At 39.6% G+C, this 14,092-nt stretch carries 13 protein-coding genes; 7 read left to right on the forward strand and 6 right to left on the reverse strand.

Features of this window, described 5'->3' with window-relative positions; translation table 11 throughout:
- The first annotated feature begins 69 nt into the window (after positions 1 to 69).
- The 4 genes from F3D68_RS01735 to purN all read left to right on the forward strand — a co-directional run bounded on the left by F3D68_RS01735 (position 70) and on the right by purN (position 3,141).
- Positions 70 to 720 (forward strand): outer membrane protein, encoded by a 651-nt coding sequence (locus F3D68_RS01735; protein ID WP_151192810.1) that lies wholly within the window; start codon positions 70 to 72, stop codon positions 718 to 720.
- Positions 721 to 910: 190 nt separating this feature from the next.
- Complete coding sequence (locus F3D68_RS01740; RefSeq protein WP_151192811.1) at positions 911 to 1,423, forward strand: DUF4442 domain-containing protein; 513 nt, start codon at positions 911 to 913, stop codon at positions 1,421 to 1,423.
- Between the two features lie 64 nt (positions 1,424 to 1,487).
- The gene (purM, locus tag F3D68_RS01745; RefSeq protein ID WP_151192812.1) at positions 1,488 to 2,534 is read left to right on the forward strand and encodes a phosphoribosylformylglycinamidine cyclo-ligase; all 1,047 of its coding nucleotides are present in this window, start codon (positions 1,488 to 1,490) and stop codon (positions 2,532 to 2,534) included.
- Positions 2,524 to 3,141, forward strand: a complete 618-nt coding sequence (gene purN, locus F3D68_RS01750; RefSeq protein WP_191092661.1) for a phosphoribosylglycinamide formyltransferase — start codon at positions 2,524 to 2,526, stop codon at positions 3,139 to 3,141. Before purM ends, purN begins: the two co-directional genes overlap by 11 nt.
- Positions 3,142 to 3,604: 463 nt before the next feature.
- Here the strand turns inward: purN and F3D68_RS01755 are convergent, their stop codons facing one another.
- Positions 3,605 to 4,870: a cysteine desulfurase-like protein gene (locus F3D68_RS01755; RefSeq protein WP_151192814.1), complete on the reverse strand. Its 1,266-nt coding sequence runs from the start codon at positions 4,868 to 4,870 to the stop codon at positions 3,605 to 3,607.
- A gap of 25 nt (positions 4,871 to 4,895) precedes the next feature.
- The gene (locus F3D68_RS01760; RefSeq protein ID WP_151192815.1) at positions 4,896 to 5,597 is read right to left on the reverse strand and encodes a 2OG-Fe dioxygenase family protein; all 702 of its coding nucleotides are present in this window, start codon (positions 5,595 to 5,597) and stop codon (positions 4,896 to 4,898) included.
- 192 nt (positions 5,598 to 5,789) lie between these two features.
- Here F3D68_RS01760 and F3D68_RS01765 point away from each other — a divergent pair, with 192 nt between their 5' ends.
- The 3 genes from F3D68_RS01765 to F3D68_RS01775 all read left to right on the forward strand — a co-directional run bounded on the left by F3D68_RS01765 (position 5,790) and on the right by F3D68_RS01775 (position 8,471).
- Positions 5,790 to 6,791 (forward strand): GRP family sugar transporter, encoded by a 1,002-nt coding sequence (locus F3D68_RS01765; protein WP_151192816.1) that lies wholly within the window; start codon positions 5,790 to 5,792, stop codon positions 6,789 to 6,791.
- Positions 6,792 to 6,809: 18 nt separating this feature from the next.
- Positions 6,810 to 7,541, forward strand: a complete 732-nt coding sequence (locus F3D68_RS01770; protein WP_151192817.1) for a helix-turn-helix transcriptional regulator — start codon at positions 6,810 to 6,812, stop codon at positions 7,539 to 7,541.
- A gap of 93 nt (positions 7,542 to 7,634) precedes the next feature.
- Positions 7,635 to 8,471 (forward strand): helix-turn-helix transcriptional regulator, encoded by an 837-nt coding sequence (locus tag F3D68_RS01775; protein WP_151192818.1) that lies wholly within the window; start codon positions 7,635 to 7,637, stop codon positions 8,469 to 8,471.
- On the opposite strand, the gene F3D68_RS01780 is transcribed toward F3D68_RS01775, so the two are convergent.
- The 4 genes from F3D68_RS01780 to F3D68_RS01795 form a co-directional block, all read right to left on the reverse strand.
- Positions 8,465 to 10,084: an SGNH/GDSL hydrolase family protein gene (locus F3D68_RS01780; protein ID WP_191092662.1), complete on the reverse strand. Its 1,620-nt coding sequence runs from the start codon at positions 10,082 to 10,084 to the stop codon at positions 8,465 to 8,467. The genes F3D68_RS01775 and F3D68_RS01780 overlap by 7 nt on opposite strands.
- Complete coding sequence (locus tag F3D68_RS01785) at positions 10,023 to 11,333, reverse strand: hypothetical protein (RefSeq protein WP_151192820.1); 1,311 nt, start codon at positions 11,331 to 11,333, stop codon at positions 10,023 to 10,025. The genes F3D68_RS01780 and F3D68_RS01785 overlap by 62 nt, the downstream gene beginning before the upstream one ends.
- Before the next feature lie 115 nt (positions 11,334 to 11,448).
- On the reverse strand, positions 11,449 to 12,969 hold the full coding sequence (locus F3D68_RS01790) for a fumarate hydratase (protein ID WP_151192821.1): 1,521 nt from the start codon (positions 12,967 to 12,969) through the stop codon (positions 11,449 to 11,451).
- A gap of 77 nt (positions 12,970 to 13,046) precedes the next feature.
- The gene (locus F3D68_RS01795; protein WP_151192822.1) at positions 13,047 to 14,018 is read right to left on the reverse strand and encodes a zinc transporter ZntB; all 972 of its coding nucleotides are present in this window, start codon (positions 14,016 to 14,018) and stop codon (positions 13,047 to 13,049) included.
- Positions 14,019 to 14,092 lie beyond the last annotated feature (74 nt).

A 14,092-nucleotide genomic window follows, 5' to 3' on the forward strand; every position in this document is an offset into this window, starting at 1 on the left:
CTTTGACGGCGGTAATTGTGTTCAAGTTACTTTTGAAATCAAAATGGAAATAAAATAGGAGAGCAAATTATGAAGAAAATTATTGCAACAACCGTCGCTGCCGCGGCACTGATTAGTGGTTCAGCATTTGCCGCTGGCGCGCAAACCGGTTTGGTGATGGGCGCCAATTTAGGTCTTGCAACACCTACTGGAAACTTAAAGGGCGATGATTTATATAACAGCGCAAAAAACAACCCATTTGTTACATCAGCATCCCAAGATACAGGTAATATCGCTGGTGGATTATTTATTGGCTATGACTACGCGCTTAATCCAATGCTAGCTGTAGGGATCGAACTCGGTGGACAATATGCTTACGAAGTTACTAAGATAAAAGTTTCTGATGCATCGGGTAATAGCCTATCTCTTAAAGCAAGTGTTATTAGTGTACCATTATTCTTAACAGGAAAATTCTATATCCCTCATACAGGTGGCTTAAATGTCTTTGCTAAAGCAGGCTATGCTTATAACAGAATTAATGTGACATTAGATACAACAGGTCTTCCCAGCCAAGATGATCATCAAACCCTATGGCGCCCAGTGATTGCTGGTGGTATTGGTTATCAATTACAACAGTTTAATATTTTCGCACAATACCAATATAATTGGTTACCCTACAATGGTCAAAATAGTGGATTAGGCACACTTTCAGCAGGTGTTGCTTACACCCTTCCTATGTAATGTAGCAATTATTTCTAATCATTCTTTATCTTAGGCGAGCGATTGACTCGCCTATTTTTGCAACCTAATCAAGACTTTTCTTCGCTAGAAACAGCATAACAGTCTGTTATGTTAAAGCATATTTAGGCTATGTTTAGCTTGATAATCAGTATAAAATAGCCTCCTTCTCTAATCAAAAGCGGATTGTTGAATGCGGCATAAAGCACGTAAATTCTTAAGACAAGCACCAGTTGGTGTTGTTAAATTTATTATGAATCGCTACCGACCTTATCGTGGCGCGGGAATTAAGACCTTACATATTGCCAAAGATTATCGTTATATAAAGGTTGCGATGCCGCTTAAGTGGCATAATCGCAATTATTTCGGCACGCATTTTGGTGGCTCATTATTTGCCATGACCGATGCCTTTTATCCGTTGATGTTGAGTCATATCTTAGGGCATGACTATATTATCTGGGATAAAGAATCTTCGATAAAGTACATCACCCCTGGTAAAGCAACGGTTTATTGTGAGTTTCGTTTAAGTGATGAGGACATCGATCAAATCAAACAGCAAACTGCTGTTAATGGCAAAATCTACTTTCAAAAAGAGATTGAGATCTATGATCAAAATAAACAAACCATCGCACGTGTTTTGCGCACAATTTATATCAAAGACAAAAAATTCATTGCCACTGATAATGAAAAACCAGTGAAGAATTAGGCGACTTTTGCTGGCAAGTATTTTATACTTTGGGCACTGCAGCGGTTAATAGTTACGCATAGTCATGAGTGATCAATCATTAAGTTATCAGGATGCTGGTGTTAGCATCGATGAAGGCAACCTGCTTGTCGAAAAAATCAAACCCTTAGCTAAATCCACCATGCGCAAAGAGGTGTTAGGCGGATTAGGTGGTTTTGGTGCTTTGTTTGAAATCCCTTTGGATCGTTATAAAAATCCGGTGCTCGTCTCCGGCACTGATGGCGTGGGCACCAAGTTAAAACTTGCTTTTGAATTAAACAATCATACAACTATCGGCATTGATTTGGTTGCGATGTGTGTTAACGATCTCATTGTTGGTGGCGCTGAGCCATTATTTTTCCTTGATTATTATGCCACTGGCAAGCTTAATGCTCATCAAGCGGCTGATGTAATATCCGGCATTGCTGAGGGTTGTCGCCAATCAGGTGCTGCTCTTGTTGGCGGGGAGACGGCTGAAATGCCTGGCATGTACCAAGGTGAGGAATATGATCTTGCGGGATTTTGCGTTGGTATTGTTGAAAAAGATAAAATCATTTCAAGTGACAAAGTCAAAGCTGATGATGCATTAATCGCTATTGCCTCATCAGGTGTGCATTCCAATGGTTACTCATTGGTGCGTAAAGTCATTAAGCACGTTAATGCTGATTTAAATATGCCTTTTCAGCAAAGTACGTTAGGTGAAACGTTATTAACGCCGACACGTATTTATGTCAAAACCATTTTAAAACTGCTTGAAGAATATGATATCCACGCGATCAGCCATATTACCGGTGGTGGTTTTACTGAGAATATTCCACGGGTATTACCAGATTTCACTTGTGCAAATATTAATTTAGATAGTTGGCAATTTCCTGCAATCTTCCAGTGGTTACAGCAAAGTGGTAATATTAGCCAAAGCGAGATGCTTAGAACATTTAACTGTGGCGCAGGCATTGTAATGGCAGTGTCACAAAGTGATAAAAAAGCGATTCTTGACACACTTAAAGCACTTGGTGAAACTGTTTGGGAGATTGGTCACTTAAGCCAATCACAGCAACAACAAGCATATGTTAGCTACTTCCATGGCAAATAAATCGATATTTAAACTTGTTATTCTCTCGTCAGGATACGGCTCAAATCTACAAGCGATCATTGATCAGCTACATAATGAAGATGGCATTGAGATCAGTGCTATCATTTCCGATAAAGCATCTGAGTCCATCACACGCGCACTTAATCACAATATTCCTTGCTTATATTTACCTAGACAAAAGAAACAAACGCGCGAGGCATATGATCAGCTACTTTCTGAGCTTCTTAAACCCTTTAGCCCTGATTTGATTGTATTAGCTGGATTTATGCGTATTCTATCACCTGCTTTTATCCAGAGATTTCCGCAACAAATTATTAATATCCACCCATCGCTACTGCCTAAGTACAAAGGTTTAAATACTCATCAACGCGTAATCGATGCCAAAGATAAAACCCATGGCACCACCATTCACTATGTTGACGAGCATCTTGATGGTGGCAAAATCATCGCGCAAAAGCGCATCGATGTTCTGCCATTTGACACGGCTGAAACCCTAGAGCAAGCCATCAAATCACTTGAACATGTTTTTTATCCAGCAACGATTCATAAGCTTGCAACAAAGATGCGTAGCAATGCTAGCTTAACACCTGTAAATAACGATAACTAAATCGACTTAGTAATGAATCAAGAATAAGTTGCGCCAACTAATACCTCTCCCCTTGCGGGAGAGGTCGTGCAGCTTAAGCTGTGCGGGTGAGGGGAAATTGAAACTCAACTTATTTGTGCATTATTACTTACTGCAAATATTAAACATCAATGTAAAAAATAAATCTATCGCTAAAAATAAAAATTCCTTATATATCAAAGAATCTTATTCGTGATCAAAATATGAAATATCCTTGGGGTTTTACATCCTTGTGATCAACTCTTAGTAACAAAGGGGAGGGAGTGTTATTGAGTCGTAGCGTCCTGCCACGAAAGTCATTCTCTCAAATACTCTGGCTGTAAGATAGGGAAAATATCTGAAATTCATATAAGAGATTACTGTTTTTTCTATAGCAGATATCTCACAATGACATAATTTAGTCTTATATACCGCTCGCAAAATGATTTGCGAGTGGTATATGAAATCATCTCAAAGCAACTGCATCACTTGATTTAAATGGAGTAACCTCAGCTAAAACATCAAATAAATAATCAATTTCAGCTAGGGTATTATAATAAGCAAAGCCAATGCGCAACACACCATCGTTTGGATCCAACTCGAGTTTTTTAATAAATCGTGGCACATAAAAGTGTCCATAACCGACACAAATATGATGTTTTGCCAAAGCTTGTGCTAAATCCCTGTTGCTGACACCGGCAATAGTTATTGCAAATGTTGGCGTGCGCTTGCTTAGCTTATCCTGGGAAGCTATACCATGCACCGTGATGTGCGGACATGCCTCAAGTTTTTTCAAAAAGTAAGATTTAAGCATTAACTCATGTGTCTCTATTGCTGACATACTTAATTTTAATGCTGCCTTTAAATCTGTTTTTGCCATTTGCTCATTGACCAAAGCAGCTTTGTGATAAATGGCTGCCTCTAAACCTGCCAATGCTTCAAAATTTTGCGTACCGGTTTCTAGCGCATAAGGCAAAGTATCAGGTGCTGGCGCTATTTTATAAGGTTTAATCGATGCCATAGTCTGTGATTTACTATACAAAATACCGATATGCGGTGCCGAGAACTTATAGCCTGAACACACTAACCAGTCACAATCCATCACTTGCACATCAACTTTATGATGCGCAATAAAATGCACTGCATCGACAAATAGCTTAACCTGATACTGTTTTGCCAAAGCACTAACATGCGTAATATCCGTAATACTGCCGCAAATATTAGATGCCAACGTTATCGCAATGAGTCTTGTCTGACCCTTTTTCAATATCACTTCAAGTCGATCAAGATCAAGCGTATAACTATCTTGATTAAATGGTAGTATCTCAGCATTAATTCCCTTCTCCTGTGCCTTGGTAAGCCACGGACTGATATTTGCCTCATGATCAAGCTCACTAATAACAATGTTATCCTTAGGCGACCAAGTATTAGCAATCGCATGTGATAATGCCCATGTGATCGTTGTCATATTTTGCCCAAAACTGATCTCTTTAGAATCTTTTGCATTAATCAGCGCTGCCATCACCTCTCGAGTTTTATCCATTTGCTGTTGTGCGCTAATGCTACTTTGGTAAAAACCACCTAAATTGGCAACACCACCTGCCATAAACTCAGCCATCGCACTTATTACTGCAAAACTTACCTGCGTACCACCCGGACCATCAAAATAAATCGCCGGATTAGGTTTAATCAACGCCGAAAAGCCTTGCCGTATTTTATCTACATCAAACATAAATAGCTTGTCCTCTTATATTTTACTATTTGTTAATCTGCATAGTAATCACAAACACATCACGATGCCCTGCTCCTGGTAATAAAGGAACAATTGGTGAGGCATAATGTGCATATTTGCGATCATTAAAGAGAAACATCTCACCCTCTTGTAGCGCTTGATTGACATAAATATGTCGATGATTATTAATATCAACCAATAGCGAATTACCACCCGTGATATTTTGCATATCAACACAAACCACAGTGACATAATCAAAACCATCTTGATGCACTCCCTCAGGAGCCGGCTTGCCTGTTACCTCATCATTGGTGTATATGCGAATCTGATGAATACCAAAATGATAGTCACATGCTGGCAGCTTAGGATAAATGTGCGCCATGATAACGTTGCTAGCCACTTTCTTGGCGACATCCATCTCGATTAATGGGAAACTTCGGTCAATCCCGCCTTGGTATTTATTAAGCTTCTTTGATTGGTGAAACACTTCACTATGCGGACTCACACTAATCTCACCCCGCAAAATATCACCCACAGCAAACGCACGATGGCGATAATTGTCCCCCGATCTCATATTTGGATCACGCTTGAGTGTTTCAAAAGACTTGGCAAATATAGGTTTTAAGTCACCAATAAACGCAATCTGATACATCATTTCTTCGGCTTTTTCTGCTTCTTCAGCTTTTCTATTTGATCCTTTTGGCATATCTAATTCCACTTGATACATCTAAATCCTCCTTAACATAGTTATATATTGCAAATAAAGCAAAAACGCCGTGCTTTACCAAACGCAGTTACTACACCTTTTTTTGTTGCTAAGCGCAAGCATTTCAGTATTTAATTTACAGAACACTATCTTTTTAATTTAATTTTCTCTACCATTGGCGCGTTTTAGCAATCATTTGACAGGAGTTTTCTTATGTTTTTCGCGCAATCTTATGGACTTGCGATTTTATTTTGTATTATCACAATGCTCTGCTGGGGATCTTGGGCAAATCTTCAAAAAGCAACAGGCAAGCAATGGGCATTTCAATATTTCTATTGGGATTATGCCATTGGCGTGCTCTTAATTAGCTTTATTCTTGCCATCACTTTGGGTAATACTGGCGACATTGGACGTGGATTTTTTACAGATCTGGCACAAGCAAATACTGGTATGATTCTACTTGCGTTTATTGGTGGTATTGTCTTTAACCTTGCCAATATTTTACTCGTTGCTGCCATTGATATTGCAGGCATGGCAGTCGCTTTCCCTGTTGCTATTGGCCTTGCCTTAGTGCTTGGCGTGATTCTTAATTATATTGCCAACCCGTTGGGTAATGCCTTAGTTTTAGCCATCGGTGTAATCTGTGTAGCCATTGCCATCATCCTTGATGCCAAGGCATATAAAACACTCAAAGCGCACTTAACGCAATCAGCATTTAAAAAAGGACTTATTATTGCACTGATCTCTGGCGCATTGATGGGTACATTTTACTATTTCGTTGCGGCATCGATGGTTACCAATTTCCACACACCAGAAGCAGGAAAGCTAACACCTTATAGTGCTGCGGTTATTTTTGCGATTGGCTTATTTTTATCAAACTTCATTATCAACATATGGATGATGAAGAAGCCATTTATTGGCGAACCAATCAAAGGCGCGGGTTACTTTAAAGGAAGCTTTAGAGCACATATCTTTGGTATTTTAGGAGGTGCCATTTGGGGCTTGGGTACTGGCTTAAACTTTATTGCTGCGGGTACCGCAGGACCCGCTATCTCTTATGGTCTTGGTCAAGGGGCAACGATGATTGCCGCTCTTTGGGGCGTGTTTATTTGGCGTGAGTTCAAACAGGCACCTCAATCAGCTAATAAGCTTTTATTGTGGATGTTTATCTTCTACTTTATTGGTTTATTATTGATTATCTTTGCTAAAGCTTAATAAGTTAAAGACCAAGCGATGAGTGATCAGACTGACAAAAATCTCGCACACATTCTAAGCATTGATATTAGCCATTTCCCAACGGCTAAATTGCATGAGCATGATGAAGCTCAATTAAGCTATATACAAAAAGGCGTGCTAAAGGTGATCGTCGCGCATAAAGTCTATATCGTGCCCGCAGGTTTTGCGATTTATACCCCACCAAAGATCACCCACGGCATTGAATGCGGACAGGATATTGATGGCATCATGCTGTACTTTGATCAAGACCTGCCGCTATTACCAACTTCTGTCATTATTTTTAAACCAGATGAGCTGATCAAGCAATTGATACTTAAAATCCATCAGCAAGATCAACAGGTGCCGGCTGTTTTTACCCAAGCATTATTACAAGCAATGCATGATGATAAATCCGAGCCTAACTACACTTTAAGCTTTCCAACACATCCTTTACTGCGTGATTTAATTACCTATATTGATCATCAGCTATCACAACCAGTATCCATTGAAGTCATTGCTCAAAAAGCACATCTGAGTGCTCGCCACTTATCACGTATTTTCAAGAAAGAAACGGGGCTGTCATTTTCCTATTGGCTACAGCAATACAAAATGCTCTATGCTTTGGTACTCTTGCCACAACATCAAAGCACATCCGTCGTTGCCCGAGCATTAGGTTATGATAGTGATAGCGCTTTTATTAGCACCTTTAAGAAATTCACGCATGGCAAGCCACCCTCTTTCTTCTATTAAATTACTACTTATCAGACTGAACTTATTTATAAACCGATCAATCAAAGGTATGATCAATATCATTGCTATTAACCGCTGTGATTAGATGACAAAATGACTTTGTTTAGCGCCAGTCGGAATACACCGTTAATTAAGAAGTTTGAACAATGGATTACTGAGGCAAAAACATTTAAAGAAATCGGTCAGCTTTCGATTAAATATAGCCAACCGATTAAACGTATGTTTCATTTAGCACTGCCTAATGAACAGCTCCTAAACTTCACATTTATTCGCACGCATAATGATTTAAAGCGTAATATCGTCACATTAGAGCCTATGTTAGCGCTAAAGTTTTATCGTCAAAATCTACATATTGACGATCATATGCTCGATCGCAACCTTATCAATCCATTCTATGACCGAGTTGAATTAATGAACCCCTTTTACCAGAAGGCATTTATTGAACTGACCTCACCAAACGAATTATCAACACCTGTTGTTATTGAGCATGATCTTGATTTCTATAAAGATGCTTTTTGCTTTCAGATTGCTAACCCAACCAATAAAGACTTTATTACTGGGGCACGGTTTGCAACGTTTCTGCAAATGATTATCGCATTTTACAACTTTTATTCGCCACAGCTAACACCCAACTTTCCAAGCTATGATACCCGAAGTATAATGACAGAATTTAGGCAGGATGATCTTTTCCAAGACTTCATCACAATGCACGATCTAACACCCACACAAGGCCAATATCTGAAATATTTAGTATTTTCTTGGGAAAGTAAGCGCATTGCGACGCATTTATGTCGCTCTGAACGCACAGTTGAAAAAGTAATTGATGCCATCAAACTAAAGCTCAATTTACACTCCAAACAGGAGCTGTGTACATTGCTACAATGTTATTACATCAACTTGATTTCAGAGTGTATAACTAACTGTCATTGAGCGTAGTTTAGTGTACAGTTATCAGCTGCTAAGCCATTTTGATCAGCGCTACAACTTTGGTTTAAATAGCCTGCCGCCTGATAGTAGGCATCGTGAATCTGGTCATAGCACACCAGTTTGGGATAAGTTGGATCACTAGCAATGCATGCTTTGACACCTTCTTTTGCTGTAGCACTACAAGATAGCGCCTTTTTGCTGACAGCAAGCTCACCAAGATAGGCACCCCACCCAGTATATGGCTTGTTATTATGATCAAGAATATAAGCGCCAATATGCAACGAGTGAGGACAGCTGTATTTAAGGGATACATCCACAGGTTTTTCAGCCTTAAGAATATTATTTAGATAAGCGGCTAAAGCTTGTGCATGTTGATAAGCGTAAGCTTTGGTTGGATGCCCGCTACCTGAGCCATCACTTGGAAGACGCATATCAACAAAGCAGCTTACTGTATTGCCATTAAAGTATAGATTTTGTGGTGTAGCACACGCCTGCCCTACTATATTTTCCTCTGCTTGCCAATACTGCTGATACATTGGCACATAATCAGGACGAAAACCCCATAAATCCAACACAATTTTGGCATGTAAATTTAGTGCTTGCACTTTATCAACAAATTTCTGCAGCGCTTGCTGATATGTGCTTTTATCAGCAACAAAGGTGTCATTGGTGCCAAGATTAATCACAATAATATCGGCGTTTTCACTCATTATTGGCTGATTGTGTTGATCTGTGTTATAGCTACTGCTGTCATAATATGTGAACATGGTCGAGCTACCCCAGTATGAGCCCGGTGTTAACGATATTCCTGATAGCGCAATAAAGCTTGGATCAACATGCCAACCTTGTGCATTTAATTGTTCAATGCTTTGAAAGGCATAAGAAATCGCGATATTAGCATAGCCGATATTATCACTTGCACCACCATCATTATTGCCATCTTGCATTCCTGCCGTGATCGAGTCACCATAAAATACAATTTTTTTTAAATCACTATATTTCTCAACTAACTCAGTGTTATTTAGTGTCATCGATTGCACATAAAACGGTGAGTAGAAAAATGGCGCCTGCTTTGCATCTGACTCATTTAATTGCACCAACTTGATATTATGCACTTTGGATAAATCTAGTGTTGGATCAAGGCTTAAATCAATATCAACATCCGTCGTTAATGCATTATCAAGTTTAATAGCGCTGGCAGGTGCTTGTACTATTGAGGTGCGTGCCACGTTCGCTAGCTTATTATCAACATAGATATTAAACCATGTCTCATTGCTATTACTTGGCGTAACTTTAGCAAGCTTTATCACTACATTGGCGTCATGCTTAAGCGCTTTAATATTAAAAGATACCGTACTTCCTGACCAATTCATTGCAACTCTATCATTAATAAGCTCGTGATTACTGCGCCCTAAATACATGATATTAGGATTATTACCTAAAACTGTCTCGCTACTGGCAAACCCCATACCACTTAAACTCGCAAGCCCACATATCATTGCATATTTTATTTTACTATTTCCTTGCATACCAAAGCCTCCTTTTGGGTTATTTTCACACTTGATAACACCCCCATAAATCGCAAGGATCATGATCAACACCACTGATACTGCCATAAAGAGGGATTCCATTTTGATCAACAACACCCATATGTAATTGACCATCATCTACTGCAAAGGCTTTACCATTTTGCCAATAAACACTATCACGCCCTGTTTTTCCGGTTTCATCGCCTATTTCAAACCATAAAAGCGCATACGTCTGTTGTGGCAAATAATCTGATAGAACAGGTGATAGCGCACCAAAGTAGCGCTTAGCATAGCCTAACAGCTTGCCATTTTTATCTTCCCAAGCAGTTTTTGAACTATGCGCCCAGCCTGTTTCACCAATGCCCCAGCGCAATTGTGATAATTGGCTTTGGCTAAGGATGTTATAATTGAGCAAATAATTTTTGAAAGTTGTTATGCTGTCACTAAAGGTTGTTGCTAAATTTCGTGCATTAATAACAGCACTGTCATCCAATACACCGCTATAGTAAAACGGGTAAATATTCAGCCAGACAACTGCTTTTAATTGATGCGCTAGATCATATGTGTAAATAGCTTTGAAACTTTGTAAAAGTGCTTGAATATAGTCTTGATTGTGACTTAGCTCACCATTCATCACGCTACCTATCAGCCCATAAATCGCGCCTTTTCTTAACTTAAGTAAATATGTAAGCTTACTTTGATCGCCAACATCAATATCAACACTTAATGGTACACGTGTTAGCGCTGGATTTTCTTGGTAGAAATTAGTCATCGAATCTATGAATATCTGAATACGCTTACTAATATGATTGTAACTCTCTGGCGAAATCCCCGGTTCCTGCAATAGCACAACATCATCCACACTATTAAGTCCTTGAGGAAGTGAGTTTTGTAATGCCAATATAAACTTAAACAAGGCTTGTTGACCATTTTGATTGGTAAATAGCTTAAGCTGTCCTGCATCTATTGTTAATACCACGTGTGCATAAGGATAAGCTGACAATGCCTTGGTAAACGCACACCAACGATCATTTGGATTCTTGCTCGCACCATCAAAACTATTATGACAGCTTGTGTAATCAGTATTCTGGCTGAATAAACCAAAATTACCATATAAGCGAATCATCTGCTGATTTTTCTGATTCTGCTGTTGAAAATGATATGCCAACGCGATTTGTGTAATCTTATACACATCATCTGCTGTGAGCTGCAGCGCTTTATCCGCATTACTATCGACCCAATCACCAAAATCAAAGCCCTGCATCAAGGCATTTGCTTGATTTAACTGAATAAATAATGACAGCACACAGCATAAAAGTATACGTAACAATCGCATATTAGAGCCTTATATTGGATTATTTTCACACAACCCAATATCCACAAATCCATGGCTTGTGCATAGGGTAATGACTACCCTATTTGCTATTTTTTGCTATTTTTGTTGTTTTTGCTTACTTCCCTGCCGTATGCATCTCAGCAATTTTTACTTTCCATTCTTTAGGACCTGTTTGATGCACTGAAGTCCCTTGACTATCAACAGCAACCGTCACTGGCATATCTTCCACTTCAAACTCATAAATAGCTTCCATTCCCAGATCCTCAAATCCAACCACTTTGGCCTTACGAATCGATTTAGAGATAAGATAAGCAGCCCCACCAACGGCCATTAAGTAAACTGCTTTATGCTTTTTGATTGAATCAATCGTTGCCTGACCACGCTCGGCTTTACCCACCATGCCGGCAATCCCCACTTCACTTAACATAAAATCGGTAAACTTATCCATACGTGTTGCTGTTGTGGGACCAGCTGGTCCTACCACTTCATCACCAACGGGATCAACAGGACCTACGTAATAGATGAATTTACCCTTTAGATCCACTGGTAATGGTTCACCATTTTTGACCATATCCATAATGCGCTTATGCGCTGCATCACGCCCCGTTAATAACTTACCATTTAATAAAAGCGTCTCACCTGGTTTTAGGTTTTCAATATCAGCTTGTGTTAGCGTATTTAAGTCCACGCGTCGCACTTGTGATTTATCCATTTCAGTAATTTCAGGCCAATCTTCTAATTTTGGTACAGGCAACTTGGCAACACCTGAACCATCTAGAGTGAAATGAACATGACGCGTTGCGGCACAATTGGGAATAAGCGCCACAGGCTTACATGCTGCATGCGTTGGATACTCATGGATTTTGACATCAAGCACAGTTGTTAAACCACCCAAGCCTTGTGCGCCAATGCCTAGATCATTGATTTTGTGATAGAGCTCGACACGCAATTTCTCAAGTTCCGTTTGCGCACCACGCTCAAGAATCTCATGCATATCAATCTCTTCACCTAATGATTCTTTAGCTAGTAACATTGCTTTTTCCGCCGTACCACCAATACCAATACCAATAATGCCTGGTGGACACCAACCCGCCCCCATTGTTGGCAACATCTCAAGTACCCAATCAACGATACTATCACTTGGGTTTAAGACTTTAAATTTTGATTTAAATTCAGAGCCACCGCCTTTAGCTGCTAACTCAATCTCGATATTAGATCCTGATACCATATCAATATGTACAATCGCAGGAGTATTGTCTTTGGTATTTTTACGCGCGCCATGCGGTGGATTAACCATCGATGCTCGAAGCGGATTATCGGCATTTAAATACGCGCGACGCACACCTTCATTAACAAGTTCGGTAATCGTGCGATCAGTGCAATCAAGCTTTGCTTCCATCCCAACTTTAACAAAGGCGCAGACCATGCCAGTATCCTGACAAATCGGGCGATGACCATACGCAGCCATGCGCGAGTTTATCAAAATCTGCCCAATCGCATCTTTTGCTGGCTTTGATGCTTCATGCTCGTATGCGCGATACATTGCTTGCACAAAATCTTTAGGATGATAATAAGAGATAAATTGCAATCCATCGGCAACACTTTGAATAAAATCTTCTACTTTAATAACTGACATATAAAATGACTCTATTGATTAAACTTCAGCGCATTTTAACAAGGATTGATGCCTATGGTCTAGTGATACAGAAAAAATCAAATCCATCGAATCTTGCGCATAATGGCAATATAGCCCACCATAATCAACGCAAGGATTGCGCAAACAATAATAAAACCATAATGAGACTCAGCGCCTGGAATGCCGGCAACGTTGATCCCCAAAAGACCAGTGATAAACCCAAGCGGGATAAACACCACACTGATCATCGATAAGATATACATACGTTGATTCATCTGTGTTTGCTCATAAGCATGAATTTCATTTTGGATAATTAAACTTCTATCTTTCATCGCATCCAGATCTTCCAATAAACGCATATTCGCATCAAGCACCTGTTTTAGTTCAAAGACATCTTCATCACTTAGCCAAGACAGTTTATTTGCTGAAATCGCCAATATCGCTTCGCGTTGCGGCAGGATATAGCGCCTGATTTTAATGACCTTTTTACAAATCCCATTGACCCTGTCTGACAATACAATCGATCGATCTTTCTTAATCGCAAGTTCAATATCATCAAGCTTACCATCATAGCCATCAACTAACTGATCAGTATGCTCAGTAATATGCATCAATAAAATATTCAAAAACTCGCTTGTCGCACAAGGTCCTGCATTTAAGCGTAACATGTTGTTAATCTCAGCAATCGAGTGCAGATCTCGACGCTTAACGGTAATAATCAAGCGCTCAGTTAACCACATGCGAATCGATGTCATATCTTCAGGCTTTTGCCCCTTGTTAAGATTAATCGCGCGAAAGGTTGCCAACATGCCATTATCAAGTACCAAAATACGCGGTCTGGTTTCCTGCGCGCATAGCATATCGATGATTCTCTCAGGGATGATCTGATATTCATTTAAAAAATCAGCCGCTTGCGTTAAATCCAAATGCAACCAGATAATGCCAGAAGGTAACGCCATTGCTCGGGATATATCTTTTTCGGTGATTTCTTTAGCGCCACCGTTACCATCTAACAGTTGAATATTTACATACTTTTTTTGTACTTCCATCACTTGATATCATTAAATACCTTTTTGCATCACTCTAGCGTAAAACGCTATAAACGCAACCAGTTAATAAGATA

It is taken from the genome of Cysteiniphilum sp. JM-1 (assembly GCF_008711525.1).
In the GTDB taxonomy this organism is placed as follows: Bacteria; Pseudomonadota; Gammaproteobacteria; order Francisellales; family Francisellaceae; genus Caedibacter.

Excerpts from the sequence above, each read along its gene's own strand:
- purM (WP_151192812.1), top strand. The coding sequence starts at position 1,488 with ATGAGTGATCAATCATTAAGTTATCAGGATGCTGGTGTTAGCATCGAT.
- F3D68_RS01780 (WP_191092662.1), bottom strand. The coding sequence starts at position 10,084 with ATGGCAGTATCAGTGGTGTTGATCATGATCCTTGCGATTTATGGGGGT.
- F3D68_RS01760 (WP_151192815.1), bottom strand. The coding sequence starts at position 5,597 with ATGTATCAAGTGGAATTAGATATGCCAAAAGGATCAAATAGAAAAGCT.
- F3D68_RS01775 (WP_151192818.1), top strand. The coding sequence starts at position 7,635 with ATGACTTTGTTTAGCGCCAGTCGGAATACACCGTTAATTAAGAAGTTT.
- F3D68_RS01795 (WP_151192822.1), bottom strand. The coding sequence starts at position 14,018 with ATGGAAGTACAAAAAAAGTATGTAAATATTCAACTGTTAGATGGTAAC.
- F3D68_RS01765 (WP_151192816.1), top strand. The coding sequence starts at position 5,790 with ATGTTTTTCGCGCAATCTTATGGACTTGCGATTTTATTTTGTATTATC.
- F3D68_RS01735 (WP_151192810.1), top strand. The coding sequence starts at position 70 with ATGAAGAAAATTATTGCAACAACCGTCGCTGCCGCGGCACTGATTAGT.
- F3D68_RS01790 (WP_151192821.1), bottom strand. The coding sequence starts at position 12,969 with ATGTCAGTTATTAAAGTAGAAGATTTTATTCAAAGTGTTGCCGATGGA.
- F3D68_RS01770 (WP_151192817.1), top strand. The coding sequence starts at position 6,810 with ATGAGTGATCAGACTGACAAAAATCTCGCACACATTCTAAGCATTGAT.
- F3D68_RS01740 (WP_151192811.1), top strand. The coding sequence starts at position 911 with ATGCGGCATAAAGCACGTAAATTCTTAAGACAAGCACCAGTTGGTGTT.
- F3D68_RS01755 (WP_151192814.1), bottom strand. The coding sequence starts at position 4,870 with ATGTTTGATGTAGATAAAATACGGCAAGGCTTTTCGGCGTTGATTAAA.
- purN (WP_191092661.1), top strand. The coding sequence starts at position 2,524 with ATGGCAAATAAATCGATATTTAAACTTGTTATTCTCTCGTCAGGATAC.
- F3D68_RS01785 (WP_151192820.1), bottom strand. The coding sequence starts at position 11,333 with ATGCGATTGTTACGTATACTTTTATGCTGTGTGCTGTCATTATTTATT.